The organism is Stenotrophomonas sp. TWI809, assembly GCF_039673205.1.
Lineage (GTDB): Bacteria > Pseudomonadota > Gammaproteobacteria > Xanthomonadales > Xanthomonadaceae > Stenotrophomonas.
The window spans coordinates 36,390-50,234 of the sequence record NZ_JBDJLE010000008.1 but is presented as its reverse complement, the minus strand read 5'-3'; the positions used below and the strand labels follow the sequence as shown (position 1 = coordinate 50,234).

The 13,845-nt window shown below is 67.2% G+C and carries 13 protein-coding genes; 4 read left to right on the top strand and 9 right to left on the bottom strand.

The genetic code is table 11. The features are described from left to right. Positions 1-13 precede the first annotated feature (13 nt). From era to rpoE, 8 genes are all read right to left on the bottom strand, one after another. Positions 14-910 (bottom strand): GTPase Era, encoded by an 897-nt coding sequence (gene era, locus ABE472_RS08395; RefSeq protein WP_121038751.1) that lies wholly within the window; start codon positions 908-910, stop codon positions 14-16. Continuing rightward, a complete protein-coding gene (gene rnc, locus ABE472_RS08390; RefSeq protein WP_313211357.1) occupies positions 907-1,587 on the bottom strand; it encodes a ribonuclease III in 681 nt (226 codons plus the stop codon). Before rnc ends, era begins: the two co-directional genes overlap by 4 nt. Then, positions 1,577-1,960 carry a DUF4845 domain-containing protein gene (locus ABE472_RS08385; RefSeq protein ID WP_088434521.1) on the bottom strand — a complete coding sequence of 128 codons (384 nt, stop codon included), beginning with the start codon at positions 1,958-1,960 and terminating at the stop codon, positions 1,577-1,579. The genes rnc and ABE472_RS08385 overlap by 11 nt, the downstream gene beginning before the upstream one ends. Before the next feature lie 32 nt (positions 1,961-1,992). Next, the gene (lepB, locus tag ABE472_RS08380) at positions 1,993-2,787 is read right to left on the bottom strand and encodes a signal peptidase I (RefSeq protein WP_313211356.1); all 795 of its coding nucleotides are present in this window, start codon (positions 2,785-2,787) and stop codon (positions 1,993-1,995) included. 100 nt (positions 2,788-2,887) lie between these two features. Beyond that, entirely contained in the window at positions 2,888-4,678 is a 1,791-nt protein-coding gene (gene lepA / locus ABE472_RS08375) for a translation elongation factor 4 (RefSeq protein WP_313211392.1), read from the bottom strand. Between the two features lie 168 nt (positions 4,679-4,846). Beyond that, positions 4,847-6,373 carry a DegQ family serine endoprotease gene (locus ABE472_RS08370; protein ID WP_346463034.1) on the bottom strand — a complete coding sequence of 509 codons (1,527 nt, stop codon included), beginning with the start codon at positions 6,371-6,373 and terminating at the stop codon, positions 4,847-4,849. An 83-nt stretch (positions 6,374-6,456) separates the two neighbouring features. Next, entirely contained in the window at positions 6,457-7,356 is a 900-nt protein-coding gene (locus ABE472_RS08365) for a sigma-E factor negative regulatory protein (protein ID WP_346463035.1), read from the bottom strand. Then, positions 7,353-7,973: an RNA polymerase sigma factor RpoE gene (gene rpoE, locus ABE472_RS08360; RefSeq protein WP_313219082.1), complete on the bottom strand. Its 621-nt coding sequence runs from the start codon at positions 7,971-7,973 to the stop codon at positions 7,353-7,355. The genes ABE472_RS08365 and rpoE overlap by 4 nt, the downstream gene beginning before the upstream one ends. 238 nt (positions 7,974-8,211) lie before the next feature. On the opposite strand from rpoE, the gene ABE472_RS08355 reads away from it, so the two are divergent. From ABE472_RS08355 to ABE472_RS08340, 4 genes are all read left to right on the top strand, one after another. After that, entirely contained in the window at positions 8,212-10,275 is a 2,064-nt protein-coding gene (locus ABE472_RS08355) for a 3-hydroxyacyl-CoA dehydrogenase NAD-binding domain-containing protein (protein ID WP_346463036.1), read from the top strand. 144 nt (positions 10,276-10,419) lie between these two features. After that, entirely contained in the window at positions 10,420-11,283 is an 864-nt protein-coding gene (locus ABE472_RS08350) for a pirin family protein (protein WP_313211351.1), read from the top strand. 115 nt (positions 11,284-11,398) lie between these two features. Beyond that, entirely contained in the window at positions 11,399-12,121 is a 723-nt protein-coding gene (gene aqpZ / locus ABE472_RS08345; RefSeq protein WP_346463038.1) for an aquaporin Z, read from the top strand. Positions 12,122-12,352: 231 nt separating this feature from the next. Then, complete coding sequence (locus tag ABE472_RS08340; protein WP_313211349.1) at positions 12,353-12,814, top strand: hypothetical protein; 462 nt, start codon at positions 12,353-12,355, stop codon at positions 12,812-12,814. Positions 12,815-12,938: 124 nt separating this feature from the next. Here the strand turns inward: ABE472_RS08340 and ABE472_RS08335 are convergent, their stop codons facing one another. After that, a complete protein-coding gene (locus ABE472_RS08335; RefSeq protein WP_313219085.1) occupies positions 12,939-13,790 on the bottom strand; it encodes a pirin family protein in 852 nt (283 codons plus the stop codon). Between the last annotated feature and the right edge of the window lie 55 nt (positions 13,791-13,845).

Below are 13,845 nucleotides of genomic sequence, written 5' to 3'. Positions count from 1 at the left end.
CGGAGTGGCCGGCTTATTCGTAGCCGAACGCCTTGAGCGCGGCTTCGTCGTCGGACCAGCCCTCGCGCACGCGCACCCAGGTCTCCAGGAAGACCTTGGCGCCGAACAGGCGCTCCATCTGCAGGCGCGACTTGGCGCCGATTTCCTTCAGGCGGGTGCCGGCCTTGCCGATCACGATCGCCTTCTGGCCTTCGCGTTCGACCCAGATCACCGCGCCGATGCGCAGCAGGTTGCCGTCTTCGACAAAGCGCTCGATCTCGACCGTGGTCGCGTACGGCAGTTCCTCGCCCAGCTGGCGCATCAGCTGCTCGCGGACCAGTTCACCGGCGAGGAAGCGCTGGCTGCGGTCGGTGATCTCGTCTTCGCCGAACATCGGCGGGGCTTCCGGCAACAGCTTCATCAGGTCGCGGACCAGCGACTCCAGGCCGTTGCGCTTCTGCGCCGAGATCGGGTGCACCGCCGCAAAGGTGCGGCCTTCGGTGACCTGCTGCAGGAACGGCAGCAGCGCGCCCTTGTCCTTCAGGCGATCGATCTTGTTGACCACCAGCACCACCGGGATGCCCGAGTCGCTGAGCACATTGAAGGCCAGGGTGTCTTCGTCATCCCAGCGGCCGGCCTCGATCACCAGCATGCCCGCGTCCACGCCCTCGAGCGAGCCGCGCGCGGCGCGGTTCATCACCCGGTTCATGGCGCGCTTCTGCGCACGGTGCAGGCCGGGGGTATCGACCAGCACGATCTGGCCTTCCGGGTAGCTGGCAATGCCGAGCAACCGGTGCCGCGTGGTCTGCGGGCGGTTGGAGACGATGCTGACCTTGGCGCCCACCAGGGCGTTGGTCAGGGTGGATTTGCCGACGTTGGGGCGACCGATGACGGCCACGCTGCCGGAACGATGGGGGGTTGCTTCGTTCACTTGGAATCCAATTGCTCAAGGGCGGCGGCAGCCGCTTGTTGTTCGGCCAGCCGTCGCGAGGCACCTTCGCCTTCGGTGCTGACAGCGGGGTCGGTTACGCCGCAGCGTACCCGGAAGGTCTTGGCGTGATCGTCACCCGATTCTGACACCAGCTCGTACAGCGGCAGCGCCTTCTGTCGGGCCTGCAGCCATTCCTGCAGCCGTGTCTTGGGGTCTTTCTCGGGCTTGCCGGTGGCCGGCAGGGCCTGCATCGAGGCGCTGAACCAGGGCAGCACCACCGCCTGGCAGGCGGCGAAGCCGGCATCGAGGTAGATCGCCGCGACCACCGCTTCCAGCGCATCGGCCAGGATGGAGTCACGGCGGTGGCCGCCGGTCTTCATCTCGCCGGGCCCCAGGATCAGGCGCTCACCGAGCTGCAGCTCGCGCGCGATCACCGCCAGTGCGCCTTCGCGCACCAGCTCGGCGCGGGCACGGGTCAGCGCGCCCTCGTCGGCCTTGGGCCAGCGTTCGTAGAGCGCCTGGGCCACCATCATGTTGACGATGCTGTCGCCGAGGAATTCCAGCCGCTCATTGTTGGGCGTGCCGGCGCTGCGATGCGTCAGCGCCTGCTGGAGCAGGCCCGGATCGTTGAAGGCGTGACCGATCAGGTCACCGCGTTGGAAGGTCTTAGTCGGCACCGCTACGGGTCAATTCCTGGTTTGAATCAAATTTGCCCACCACGTCCAGATTACCGATCATTTCACGGCGCACTTCGTAGTAGACCTTCATGTTCCAGCCGCCATCGATGCGATCGAACTTCACGTCGGCGGGTTTCACGTTTTCGGAGTAATTGATGTACAGGCGCTTGAAGAACATCTCCTGGATGCGGCGCGGCTCCATGTTGCCCACGCCCGGCTCCTTGGCCAGGCTCTTCATCGCCGACCGCACGGCGTAGTACTCCTGGTACATCGGGAACAGCTTCATCCCGATGTACAGGAAGAAGGCGACCACGATCAGCACCACCAGGAACGAGGTCAAGGTGATGCCGCGCTGCGATGTCATGTTCTTCATTGCGTTCTCCCCAGATACGCGTGTGCCATGAATCAATGGATGGCCGTGCCGATCCGCGACGGTTCGAAGCCGTCCTTGCAGAACCAGCCCGAGCAGTTCAGCCAGATCAGGAACGCCTTGCCCCGGAGATTCTCCTCCGGCAGCAGGCCCCAGAAACGGCCGTCGTCACTGTTGTCGCGATTGTCGCCCATGACCAGGTACTTGCCGGCCGGGACGGTCCACTGCCCTTCGCCTCGCGCGTAATCGGTCTCCAGCACGGTATGCGTGCGGCCCGGCAGGTGCTCGACCAGCAACGAGCTGCCCTCGCCCTGACCGTTGTGGCCTGCGTACAGACCCTTGTTGTCGTATTTGACCGGCTCGCCGTTGAGGATCAGGCCGTTGCCCTGGAACTCGATCTGGTCGCCCGGCACGCCGATCACGCGCTTGATGAAGTTCTCACCCTTGGCCGGATCGTTGTCCGAGTGGCCCGGGAAATGGAACACCACCACGTCGCCACGCTTGGGCTCGCCGAACGGGATCACCTTGGCGTTGTTCAGCGGCAGGCGCAGGCCGTAGGAGAACTTGTTGACCAGGATGAAATCGCCGATCAGCAGGTTGGGCATCATCGAACTGGACGGGATCTTGTACGGCTCGGCGATGAAGCTGCGCACCACCAGCACGATCGCCAGCACCGGGAAGAACGCCCGCGCGTAGTCGACCATCACCGGCTCGGTGTCCAGCAGGCCGGCGCGCTGGGCGCGGCGCTTGGCGAAGTACAGCTTTTCGGCCAGCAGGATCAGGCCCGAGGCCAACGTCAGTACGACCAGGAGGAGCTCAAACAATTTCATGCAGTGTCCTTGGGAACGATTGCAGCGGTGTGGTGTGCCCCTGCGCGTCCGGCGACACCGATCCGGTGCCGCCTGCCGCTGCCGGGAAAGCCATCCGGCCTTACTTGTCCATCTGCAGCACGGCCAGGAAGGCTTCCTGCGGGATTTCCACGCGGCCGACCTGCTTCATGCGCTTCTTGCCTTCCTTCTGTTTCTCGAGCAGCTTCTTCTTGCGCGAAACGTCGCCACCATAGCACTTGGCCAGCACGTTCTTGCGCATCGCCTTGACCGTGGTGCGCGAGATGATCTGCGAGCCGACGGCGGCCTGGATGGCCACGTCGAACTGCTGGCGCGGGATCAGTTCCTTCATCTTCTCGCACAGCTCGCGGCCCCGGCGGTCGGCATGGCTGCGGTGCACAATCAGCGACAGCGCATCGACCTTGTCGCCATTGATCAGCACGTCCACGCGGACGAACGGACCGGCATCGAAGCGCACGAAGTGATAGTCCAGCGAGGCATAGCCACGGCTGACCGACTTGAGCTTGTCGAAGAAATCCAGCACTACCTCGGCCATCGGCAGCTCGTAGCTGATCTGCACCTGGCTGCCCAGGTAGTTGATGCCGATCTGGCTGCCGCGCTTTTCTTCGCACAGCTTGATGATGTTGCCGATGTACTCCTCGGGGGTGAGTACGTTGGCGCGGATGATCGGCTCGCGGATCTCATCGACCATGTTCACCGGCGGCAGCTTGGCCGGGTTGTCCATGTTGATGATGCTGCCGTCGGTCTTGAGCACTTCATAGACCACGGTCGGCGCGGTGCTGATCAGGTCCAGGTTGTACTCGCGCTCCAGGCGCTCCTGCACGATTTCCATGTGCAGCATGCCCAGGAACCCGCAGCGGAAGCCGAAGCCCATCGCCTCGGAGCTTTCCGGCTCGAAGCGCAGCGCGGCATCGTTCAGGCGCAGCTTGTCCAGCGCTTCGCGCAGGTCCGGGTAATCCTCGGCATCGACCGGGAACAGGCCGGCGAACACGCGCGGCTGCATTTCCTGGAAGCCCGGCAGCGGCGTGGCGGCCGGGTCGGCGGCCAGGGTCAGGGTGTCGCCGACCGGCGCGCCGTGCACGTCCTTGATGCTGGCCGTCACCCAGCCCACCTCACCGGCGTTCAGTGCCGGCAGCACCTTGCGCTTGGGGGTGAACACGCCGACGTTGTCGACCTGGTGGTTGCGGCCGGTGGACATCACCTGCAGCTTGTCGCCGGCCTTTATCTGGCCCTGCATCACGCGCACCAGCGAGACCACGCCGAGGTAATTATCGAACCACGAGTCGATGATCAGCGCCTGCAGCTTGTCGGTATCGCGCGGCACCGGCGGCGGGATGCGATGCACGATCGCTTCCAGCACGTCGCCCACGTTCAGGCCGGTCTTGGCACTGACGGCCACCGCGTCGGTGGCGTCGATGCCGATCACGGCCTCGATCTCGGCCTTGGCACGGTCGATGTCGGCGGTGGGCAGGTCGATCTTGTTGATCACCGGCACCACTTCCAGGCCCTGCTCGACCGCCGTGTAGCAGTTGGCAACGGACTGTGCTTCCACGCCCTGGGCCGCATCGACCACCAGCAGCGCGCCTTCGCAGGCGGCCAGCGAGCGGCTGACTTCATAGGAGAAGTCGACATGCCCGGGGGTGTCGATGAAGTTCAGGTGGTAGGTGTGGCCGTCTTTGGCGACATACGGCAGCGAGACCGACTGGGCCTTGATGGTGATGCCACGCTCGCGCTCGATCGGGTTCGAGTCGAGCACCTGCGCCTCCATCTCACGGGCCTGGAGGCCGCCGCAAAGCTGGATGATGCGATCGGCCAGCGTGGACTTGCCGTGGTCGACGTGGGCGATGATGGAGAAGTTGCGGATGAACCGCATCGAATCAGAAGACATAGGTGGCGGCGGCGCGTCGCGTCGTCAGGATGACTGCGGATTATCGCATGGCCGGCCCGGTCCCGCGTGCGGCCGCCCGCGATTGGCGTGATCGGCCCGCCAGAAACGACCGGGCCCGCCGAAGCGGGCCCGGAAACGTAGGCGGGGCGGGGCTTACTGCCCGGCCTTGACCGCCACGAAGGCGCTGTTGCCGTTGGCGCGGATCAGCAGCATGACCACATCGCCCTTGGCGTAGCCGCCCAACGCCTTGTTCAGCGCGGCCACGCTGCCGACCGGGGTCCGGCCGACCTGCAGCACCACCAGGCCCGGCGACAGGCCGGCGTCACGCGCGGACTGGCCGTTGACCCGGGTGATGCGCACGCCCTCGCCCGCCGACAGGCCCAGCTGCTGGCGCTGCGGGGCGGTCAAGTCGGCCACCTCCAGCCCCAGCAGGGCATTGGCGCCGGCCTCGGGCTTGGCCGCGTCCGCGGCAGGACGGGCGGCGCCACGCTCGGCGTCTTCGGCCAGCTCGGTCAGGGTGGCGGTGATCTCCCGCTCCTTGCCATCGCGCAGCACGCTCAGGCGCACCTTGCTGCCCGGCGGCAGCGCGCCGATGGCCGGCGGCAGATCGCTGAAGGTGTTGATCGGGCTGCCATTGACCGAGCGGATCACGTCTCCCGGCTCGATACCGGCCTTGAGCGCTGCGCTGCCCGCGACCACCTCGTTGACCAGCGCGCCGCGGCTGTCCGGCAGGCCCAGCCCCTGGGCCTTGAGGCCATCGATCGGGCCGACCGCCGCGCCGAGCTGGCCGCGGCTGACCCGGCCGGTCTTCTTGATCTGCTCCACCGCACCCATCGCCAGGTCGATCGGGATCGCGAAGCTGATCCCCATGTAGCCGCCAGAAGCGGAGAAGATCTGCGAGTTGATGCCGACCACTTCACCACGGGTATTGAGCAGCGGGCCACCGGAGTTGCCCTGGTTGATCGCCACGTCGGTCTGGATGAAGGGCACATAGCGCTGGTCCGGGCCGCCGGTGCTGCGGCCGACCGCGCTGACTACGCCAGCGGTGACGGAGTGGTCCAGCCCGAACGGCGAACCGATCGCGACCACCCATTGCCCAGGCTTGAGGGTGTTGGAGTCGCCCACGCGCACGGTCGGCAGATTCTTTCCGTCGATCTTGAGCAGTGCCACGTCGTACTGCTGGTCACTGCCGACCACCTTGGCGGTGAACTCACGGCGATCGCCAAGCTTGACCTTCACTTCGCTGGCATCAGCGACCACATGGTGATTGGTCAGCACGTAGCCGTCGGCGGAGATGATGAAGCCCGACCCCATGCCGCGGCCGCGGATGCTCGGGGTGCCGTCATCGGGACCGTCCGCGCCCTGCCCCGGCATCTGGAAGTCCGGGCCGAAGAAGCGACGGAAGAATTCCGGCATGTCCTGATCGGACGGCCCGGCCATGCGTGCCTGGCGGTTACTGCGCACGATGGTGGTCTCGACATTGACCACGCCCGGCCCGACCTGTTCGACCAGATGGGTGAAGTCCGGCAGGCCACTGACCAGCTGCGGCGCCGGCGCGCGGGGTGCAGCAGCGGACGCCGGCGCGGCAGCGGTGGCCGGCGACGGCGACTGCGCGCAGGCCACCAGTGGGAGCGTCATGGCGATCAGCGCCAGGGCATGGGTACGGATACGGGCGGTCATCAGACACGAACCTCCGGGTCAGGGAACAAAGGGGGGGAACGCTCCGGCGCACAGGCCGGAGCGGAGCGTCAGCGCGACGATGCTCAGTCGCGGTGCCGGCGCGCGGGTTCGGCCGATTCGGCCGACTCCTGCAGGCGCGGCTCGAACGGATAGAACGCGGCCTGCGGCGCCTGTGTGGAGAAGCTCGCATTGAGCGCGCCACCTGCGGCCGGGGCCAGACTGGAGCGCGGCCAAGGCTTGGCCTGCAGAGTGCCGACCTCGCCGAACGGGAACTGCCGCGCGGCGGCCGCCGGCATGGCCGGGGCCAACGGCGCCTGGCTGGCGACCGCCCGCTGCGGCTCGGCACTGCGCTCGGCGGCGCTGCGCGCAGCCTGCTGGGTACGCGTGGCGCTGGCGCTGGCGCGGCGTGCCGTCGCCACCTCCTGGCGGCGGCTGGCGGCAGCCACCGCGGCAGCGGGCACCGCCGCCACGGCGAGCGCCTGTTCGGCGGCAGAGGCTTCGGTCACCGGCGCGGCAGGAAGCTCGGCCTGGCTGGCGATGATGGTGGTCGGCGCGTCCAGCGGGGCCGGGGCCGGCAGCTGCTCGCGGGTCATGAACATCGCCACGGCCGCGACGGAGGCGGCCAACGCCGCCCCCCCGCCCCAGCGTCGCCAACCGACACGCCGTTCCTGACGGTCCTGGCTGCGCTCGACACGCGCCTGCATCGCCGGTTCCGGCTCGGCCGCCACGGAAACGCGCACACGCTCGGCGAAATCGACCGGCGCCGGCGCGCAGGCCTGCCCGCGCAGCACATCGCCCAGCATCTGCCAGCGTTCATTGCAGCTCGACAACGCCTCATCGTGTTCCAGCCGGCGCAGCATGAAACGGGCTTCATCGGCGGACAGCTCGCCATCGATCAACGACGACAGCTGCTGCCGGTAATGGGCGTCGAATTTATCGGGGGACGCGCCCCGGGAAGCATCATTGGACATATCGTGGCTCATGCGCGGCTCTTCTCGCGGGTGGCGCTGCCCACATCGAGCAGCGGCCGAAGTTCAGTGTCGATCGCCTCACGGGCACGGAAGATCCGCGACCGCACGGTGCCGATCGGGCACCCCATCTTCTGCGCGATTTCGTCGTAGCTCAGGCCGTCCACCTCGCGCATGGTGATGGCCGATCGCAGTTCTTCAGGCAGCGCGGAGACCGCCTTCATCACCGTCTGTTCCAGTTCCTGGCGCATCAACTCGCGTTCAGGCGTGTCGGTGTCGCGCAGGCGGGTGCCGCTGTCGTACTGCTCGGCGTCCCCGATCTCGATGTCATCGGTGGGCGGGCGGCGGTTGTGGGCGGCGAGATGGTTCTTGGCAGTGTTCACGGCGATCCTGTGCAACCAGGTATAGAACTGGGCGTCGCCGCGGAAACTGCCGATCGCGCGATACGCGCGGACGAAAGTGTCCTGGGCCACGTCCTGACATTCACTCCAGTCCGCGATGTAGCGCCCGATCAACGCGATGACCCGATGCTGATACTTGCGTACCAGGACATCGAACGCCGCGCTCTCGCCACGCTGCACACGTCGGACCAGCTCCAGGTCCAGCTCCTGTGGTGTTTCAACCTCGGCCATGGGGGGCCGCACTCCTGTCAGCCCAACCGACGTCGGGCAATGAGACTGCCAATCCCGGGAAAAGTTCAGCGCTCGATCACACAGCGCCGCACCAGCTTTTAACCACCGTTCCGTTAAGGTTTCCGATCCAGGCAATGAATCGACGGTATCTCTCCCCCAGCTATAGGGATTTGACGGGGAGGAAACAACCTCTGGATCATAGCCCCCTTCTCCATACACAACCGGATGGAACGTTCCCATGCTCTCAGGCTTCGATGGGCTCCGCTTCTCGCATTGGCACCCGCAGATCCGTGACGATGGCGTCGTCGTGCTCAGCCTCGACCGCCACGACAGCAGCGTCAATGCCATGTCGCAGGACGTGCTGCTCGAACTGGGCGACCTGATCGAGCGGATCGCGATGGACCCGCCCAAGGCGGTGGTGATCCAGTCGATCAAGGCGGCCGGCTTCATCGCCGGAGCGGACCTGAAGGAATTCCAGGAATTCGACCGCCGCGGCACCGTCAATGACGCAATCCGCCGTGGCCAGAGCACCTACCAGAAGCTGGCCGAACTGCCCTGCCCGACCGTCGCGGCGATCCATGGTCATTGCCTGGGCGGCGGCACCGAGCTGGCCCTGGCCTGCCGTTACCGCGTCGCCTCCAACGATGCCTCCACCCGCATCGGCCTGCCGGAAACCCAGTTGGGCATCTTCCCGGGCTGGGGCGGCAGCTCGCGCCTGCCGCAGCTGGTGGGCGCCCCGGCGGCGATGGACATGATGCTGACCGGCCGCAACCTGTCGGCCTCGGCCGCGCGCAACATCGGCCTGGTCGACAAGGTGGTCGCACCGGCCGTGCTGCTCGATACCGCGGTGTCGCTCGCGCTGAAGGGCACTACCCGCCCATTCAAGCAGCGCGCGACCGCGTGGATCACCAACACCTGGCTGGCACGCAAGCTGCTCGCCCCGCAGATGGCCAAGCAGGTCGCCCGCAAGGCGCGCAAGGAGCACTACCCGGCCCCCTACGCGCTGATCAACACATGGGCACGCACCGGCGGCAGCCCGATCCAGACCCGTCTGGATGCCGAACGCCGCGCGGTGGTGAAGCTGGCCGGCACCCCGACCGCACGCAACCTGATCCGCATCTTCTTCCTGACCGAACGCCTGAAGGCGCTGGGCGGCAAGGACCACGGCATCCAGCACGTCCACGTGGTCGGCGCCGGCGTGATGGGCGGCGACATCGCGGCATGGTCGGCTTACAAAGGCTTCAACGTGACCCTGCAGGATCGCGAGCAGCGCTTCATCGACCCGGCCATGGAACGCGCGCAGGCGCTGTTTGCCAAGCGGGTGAAAGACGACAGCAAGCGCCCGGCCGTGGCCGCGCGCCTGAAAGCCGATCTCGCGGGCGAGGGCGTGGCCCAGGCCGATCTGGTGATCGAAGCCATCATCGAAAACCCGGACGCCAAGCGCGCGCTGTACCAGTCGCTGGAGCCGAAGATGAAGGCCGATGCGCTGCTGACCACCAACACTTCCTCGATCCCGCTGGACGAACTGCGCGACCACATCCAGCGTCCGGCGCAGTTTGCCGGCCTGCATTACTTCAATCCGGTCGCGCAGATGCCGCTGGTGGAAATCATCCATCACGACGGCATGGCGCCGGAGACCGAGCGTCGCCTGGCCTCGTTCTGCAAGGCGCTGGGCAAGTTCCCGGTGCCGGTCGCCGGCACGCCCGGCTTCCTGGTCAACCGCGTGCTGTTCCCGTACATGCTTGAAGCTGCCACCGCGTATGCCGAAGGCGTGCCTGGCCCGGTGCTGGACAAGGCCGCGGTGAAGTTCGGCATGCCGATGGGCCCGATCGAACTGCTCGACACCGTTGGCCTGGATGTGGCCGCCGGCGTAGGCAAGGAACTGGCGCCCTTCCTCGGCCTGCAGGTGCCGGCGGCCCTGGCGACCGTGGAACAGGGCAAGCGTGGCAAGAAGGACGGCCAGGGCCTGTACAAGTGGGAGAACGGACGCGCGCAGAAGCCGGACGTCCCCGCCAATTACGAGGTCCCGGCCGATCTGGAAGACCGCCTGATCCTGCCACTGCTCAACGAGGCGGTGGCCTGCCTGCATGACGGCGTCGTCGCCGACGCCGACCTGCTCGACGCCGGCGTGATCTTCGGCACCGGCTTCGCCCCGTTCCGCGGCGGCCCGATCCAGTACATCCGCGCCACCGGCGCCGATGCCCTGGTCGAACGTCTCAAGGTCCTGCAGCAGCGCTACGGCGACCGTTTCGCCCCGCGCCCGGGCTGGGATTCGCCGGCGCTGCGCGAACCGGTCATCTGAGCATCGCAACAACGCCAGCGCACGCTGGCGTTGTTGTTTCCGCCGCCGGCGTACAACCAGAACACCCTGTTACCGATACAGGCCTCCCACCCCCACACCCCGCATGCGATGCTCCCGCTCTGTCCCCGCCAGCGAGACCGCCGCATGACGACCATCATCGCCCCCCGCATCCATGATATCGGTGGCCTGCAGGTCCGCCGCGCCGTGCCGACCCTGCAGGCGCGCAGCGTCGGGCCGTTCGTGTTCGTCGACCAGATGGGCCCGGCCGTGCTCTCCCCCGGCACCGGGATCGACGTGCGCCCGCATCCGCATATCGGCCTGGCCACCGTCACCTTCCTGTGGTCCGGCGCCATCGGCCACCGCGATACCCTTGGCTCGGACCAGGTCATCCGCCCCGGCGACGTCAACTGGATGACCGCCGGCCGCGGCATCGCCCACTCCGAACGCACGCCTGCCGTCGAACGCGAGCACGACCACCCGCTGCACGGCATGCAGACCTGGCTGGCGCTGCCGAAGAGTGCCGAAGAGACCGATCCCGCGTTCTATCACCATGCTGCCGCGACCCTGCCCCAGCAGCGCCGCAACGGCGCCTGGCTGCGCGTCATCGCCGGCCGCGCGTACGGCGAAGAATCCCCGGTCAAGGTCTTCGCCGATACCCTCAACGTCGCCATCGATCTGGACGCCGATGCGGAAATCGACCTGGATACCGGCCACGCCGAGCGCTCGCTCTACATCCTGGAAGGCCAGGCCCAGCTTGACGGTGTGGACGTCCCTGCCCAGCACCTGATCATTCCCGAACCCGGTGCCCGCGGCCGCCTGCGCGCCAAGACCCCGATCAAGGCGATGCTGATGGGCGGCGAACCGCTCGACGGGCCGCGTCACCTCTGGTGGAACTTCGTCTCCAGCTCCACCGAACGGATCGAGCAGGCCAAGCACGACTGGGAATCCGGCCGCTTCGGCACGATTCCGGGCGACGATAAAGAGTTCATTCCGCTGCCTTCGTACTGAGCCGACACGCCGGCGGCCAACCGTTCGTCGGCTGTTGACGCCGCCGTCACCCCGATGAACCCCGATTCAGCTACGTTGCGCCTGCCCACCCCGGGCATAACGTTGGAGCACGTCGATGAGCATGGGCAAACGTCTGGCCGCCGAGTTCCTGGGCACGTTCTGGCTGGTGTTGGGCGGGTGTGGCAGCGCGGTACTGGCCGCCAACTTCGGTGGCGATGGCAATCCGCTGGGGATCGGCTTTCTGGGCGTGGCGCTGGCCTTCGGCCTGACCGTGCTGACCGGCGCCTATGCATTCGGACACGTCTCCGGCGCGCACTTCAATCCAGCGGTCAGTGTTGGCCTGTGGGCTGGCGGCCGCTTCCCCGCGCGCGACCTGTTTCCCTACATCCTGGCGCAGGTGCTGGGCGGTGCACTGGCCGGCTTCATCCTGCTGCAGATCGCCTCCGGCGCGCCCGGTTTCCAGATTGATGGCAGCCAGGCCGGTGCATTCGCCAGCAACGGCTATGGCGCGCTGTCGCCGGGCGGCTACAGCGTCGCCGCCGCCTTCCTCTGCGAGGTGGTCCTCACCGCGTTCTTCCTGATCGTGATCATGGGCGCGACCCACGGCAACGCGCCGGCCGGCTTCGCCCCGATCGCGATCGGCCTGGCGCTGACATTGATCCACCTGATCAGCATTCCGGTCACCAATACCTCGGTCAATCCGGCGCGCTCCACCGCCGTGGCGCTGTTCGCCGGCAGCGGCGCGCTCAGCCAGCTGTGGCTGTTCTGGCTGGCACCGCTGCTGGGCGGCCTGATCGGCGGCATCGTCTACAAGTGGATGGGCGCCGCGCCCCGTTGACCGGCGTGGCCGGGCGGTCCCGGACCGCCCGGCGTCGGTGCAGAAAGGTTCACCTGAAACCGTTATTTGTACACTGAGTCACATTCCGTTAAGGTCCCGATCACTCGTCCGACACTGACGGCAGCGAGTGATCCGGTACGCGCGCGGGGAATGCGCCACCACGGCCTGGGTTGTCGACGGCCACCGGACTGCCTGTCAGCGACGGACGCGATCATCGACCTTGGGGGAACCATGAACGTCCTGCGCGCTGTCGTATGTGTGTGTCTGCTGGTCACTGCCGGCGCCGTTGCGGCGCAAACGACCAGCGAATGTCCGTCCCTGCCCGCCAGCAGCGGCCTGCAATGGCAGTCGCTCGTCCAGCGCGACTTCATCCTGTGCAAGGCCACCGCCGCCGATGGCCGCGAAGTGCTCAGCCTGACCTTGAGCGCGCGCAATCCCGAGCTGCCGTTGAACCGCGCGCTGCGCCAGGAAAAAGGCAGCTTCGCGGGTGAAACCCTGTACTGGTACCAGCCCGACCTGGGGGGACAGAAACCGCCGGGCTATGACACCCGCCGGATCACTGTGGTGAAATTCGACAAGAACCGTTTTGCGCAGATTGCGCTTTACGCCGGCGACAAGAGCGAACTGGGTTCGCTGCAAACGCTGGCGCAGGGGATGAACCTGACGCCCTCGGCTGTCGCCGCCGGGCGCTGAGGACGAGGTCGGGACAGTGCACCGCACTCATCCCGTCATCCACGGTAGCGCCAGCCGCCGGCCGGCGCCTCCCACACCGTCAGGTGTCATGCGCCGGCCGGCCAGCGACCGGCGCCCACGTGCCTCAGAAGCGGCCTTCCTGGAAATCCACGAAGGCCTGCATCAGCTCCTGCTTGGTGTTCATCACGAACGGCCCATGCCGCATGACCGGCTCGCGCAGCGGGCGGCCGGCCACCAGGATCAGGCGCGCACCGGTTTCACCGGCACGCAGGCTCAGCTGCTCACCGCCGCCCAACACCGCCATTTCCTGCTTGGCCACCGGGCGCGCGTCGTCACCCTCGCCGACCTCCAGGCCCCCTTCGAACACGTACGCGAAGGCGTTGTGGCCATCCGGCAGCGTGTAGCTCCAGCCCGCGCGCGCATCCAGGGTGATGTCCAGGTACACCGGATCGGTGGCCGGCTGCACGATCGGCCCCACGGTGTCACCCACCTGGCCGGCGATGACCTTGACCTGCACACCGTCGGCCGGCGCGGTCACCGGGATGTGGTCCGGCGCGAACTCCTGGTACTTCGGATCGGTCATCTTGTCGCGCGCCGGCAGGTTCACCCACAGCTGGAACCCACGCATCTGTCCGGATTCCTGTTCGGGCATTTCCGAGTGGATCAAGCCGCGGCCTGCCGTCATCCACTGCACGCTGCCCGGCGTGAGCAGGCCCTCGTTGCCGTGGTTGTCCTTGTGCCGCATGCGGCCATCGAGCATGTAGGTGACGGTTTCGAACCCACGGTGCGGATGGCTGGGGAAGCCGGCGATGTAGTCCTCGGCGCGGTCCGTGCCGAATTCATCCAGCAGCAGGAACGGGTCCAGGTCGGGCAGCGACGGCCCCCCGATCACCCGCGTCAGGCGCACGCCGGCGCCATCGGAGGTGGCCATGCCACGGATGGTGCGCAGCACGCGCACCGGGGTTGGGCTGCTCATGGTGACTCCAGGGTCGGTGATCGATCAACAAGATGGCCTCGCCGGCCCCGCCGGC

Coding starts and splice junctions, on each gene's coding strand:
- rpoE (WP_313219082.1), bottom strand. CDS start 7,973: ATGGCCGAGGTTGAAACACCACAGGAGCTGGACCTGGAGCTGGTCCGA.
- ABE472_RS08385 (WP_088434521.1), bottom strand. CDS start 1,960: ATGAAGAACATGACATCGCAGCGCGGCATCACCTTGACCTCGTTCCTG.
- lepB (WP_313211356.1), bottom strand. CDS start 2,787: ATGAAATTGTTTGAGCTCCTCCTGGTCGTACTGACGTTGGCCTCGGGC.
- ABE472_RS08350 (WP_313211351.1), top strand. CDS start 10,420: ATGACGACCATCATCGCCCCCCGCATCCATGATATCGGTGGCCTGCAG.
- ABE472_RS08340 (WP_313211349.1), top strand. CDS start 12,353: ATGAACGTCCTGCGCGCTGTCGTATGTGTGTGTCTGCTGGTCACTGCC.
- aqpZ (WP_346463038.1), top strand. CDS start 11,399: ATGAGCATGGGCAAACGTCTGGCCGCCGAGTTCCTGGGCACGTTCTGG.
- ABE472_RS08365 (WP_346463035.1), bottom strand. CDS start 7,356: ATGAGCCACGATATGTCCAATGATGCTTCCCGGGGCGCGTCCCCCGAT.
- ABE472_RS08355 (WP_346463036.1), top strand. CDS start 8,212: ATGCTCTCAGGCTTCGATGGGCTCCGCTTCTCGCATTGGCACCCGCAG.
- ABE472_RS08370 (WP_346463034.1), bottom strand. CDS start 6,373: ATGACCGCCCGTATCCGTACCCATGCCCTGGCGCTGATCGCCATGACG.
- lepA (WP_313211392.1), bottom strand. CDS start 4,678: ATGCGGTTCATCCGCAACTTCTCCATCATCGCCCACGTCGACCACGGC.
- ABE472_RS08335 (WP_313219085.1), bottom strand. CDS start 13,790: ATGAGCAGCCCAACCCCGGTGCGCGTGCTGCGCACCATCCGTGGCATG.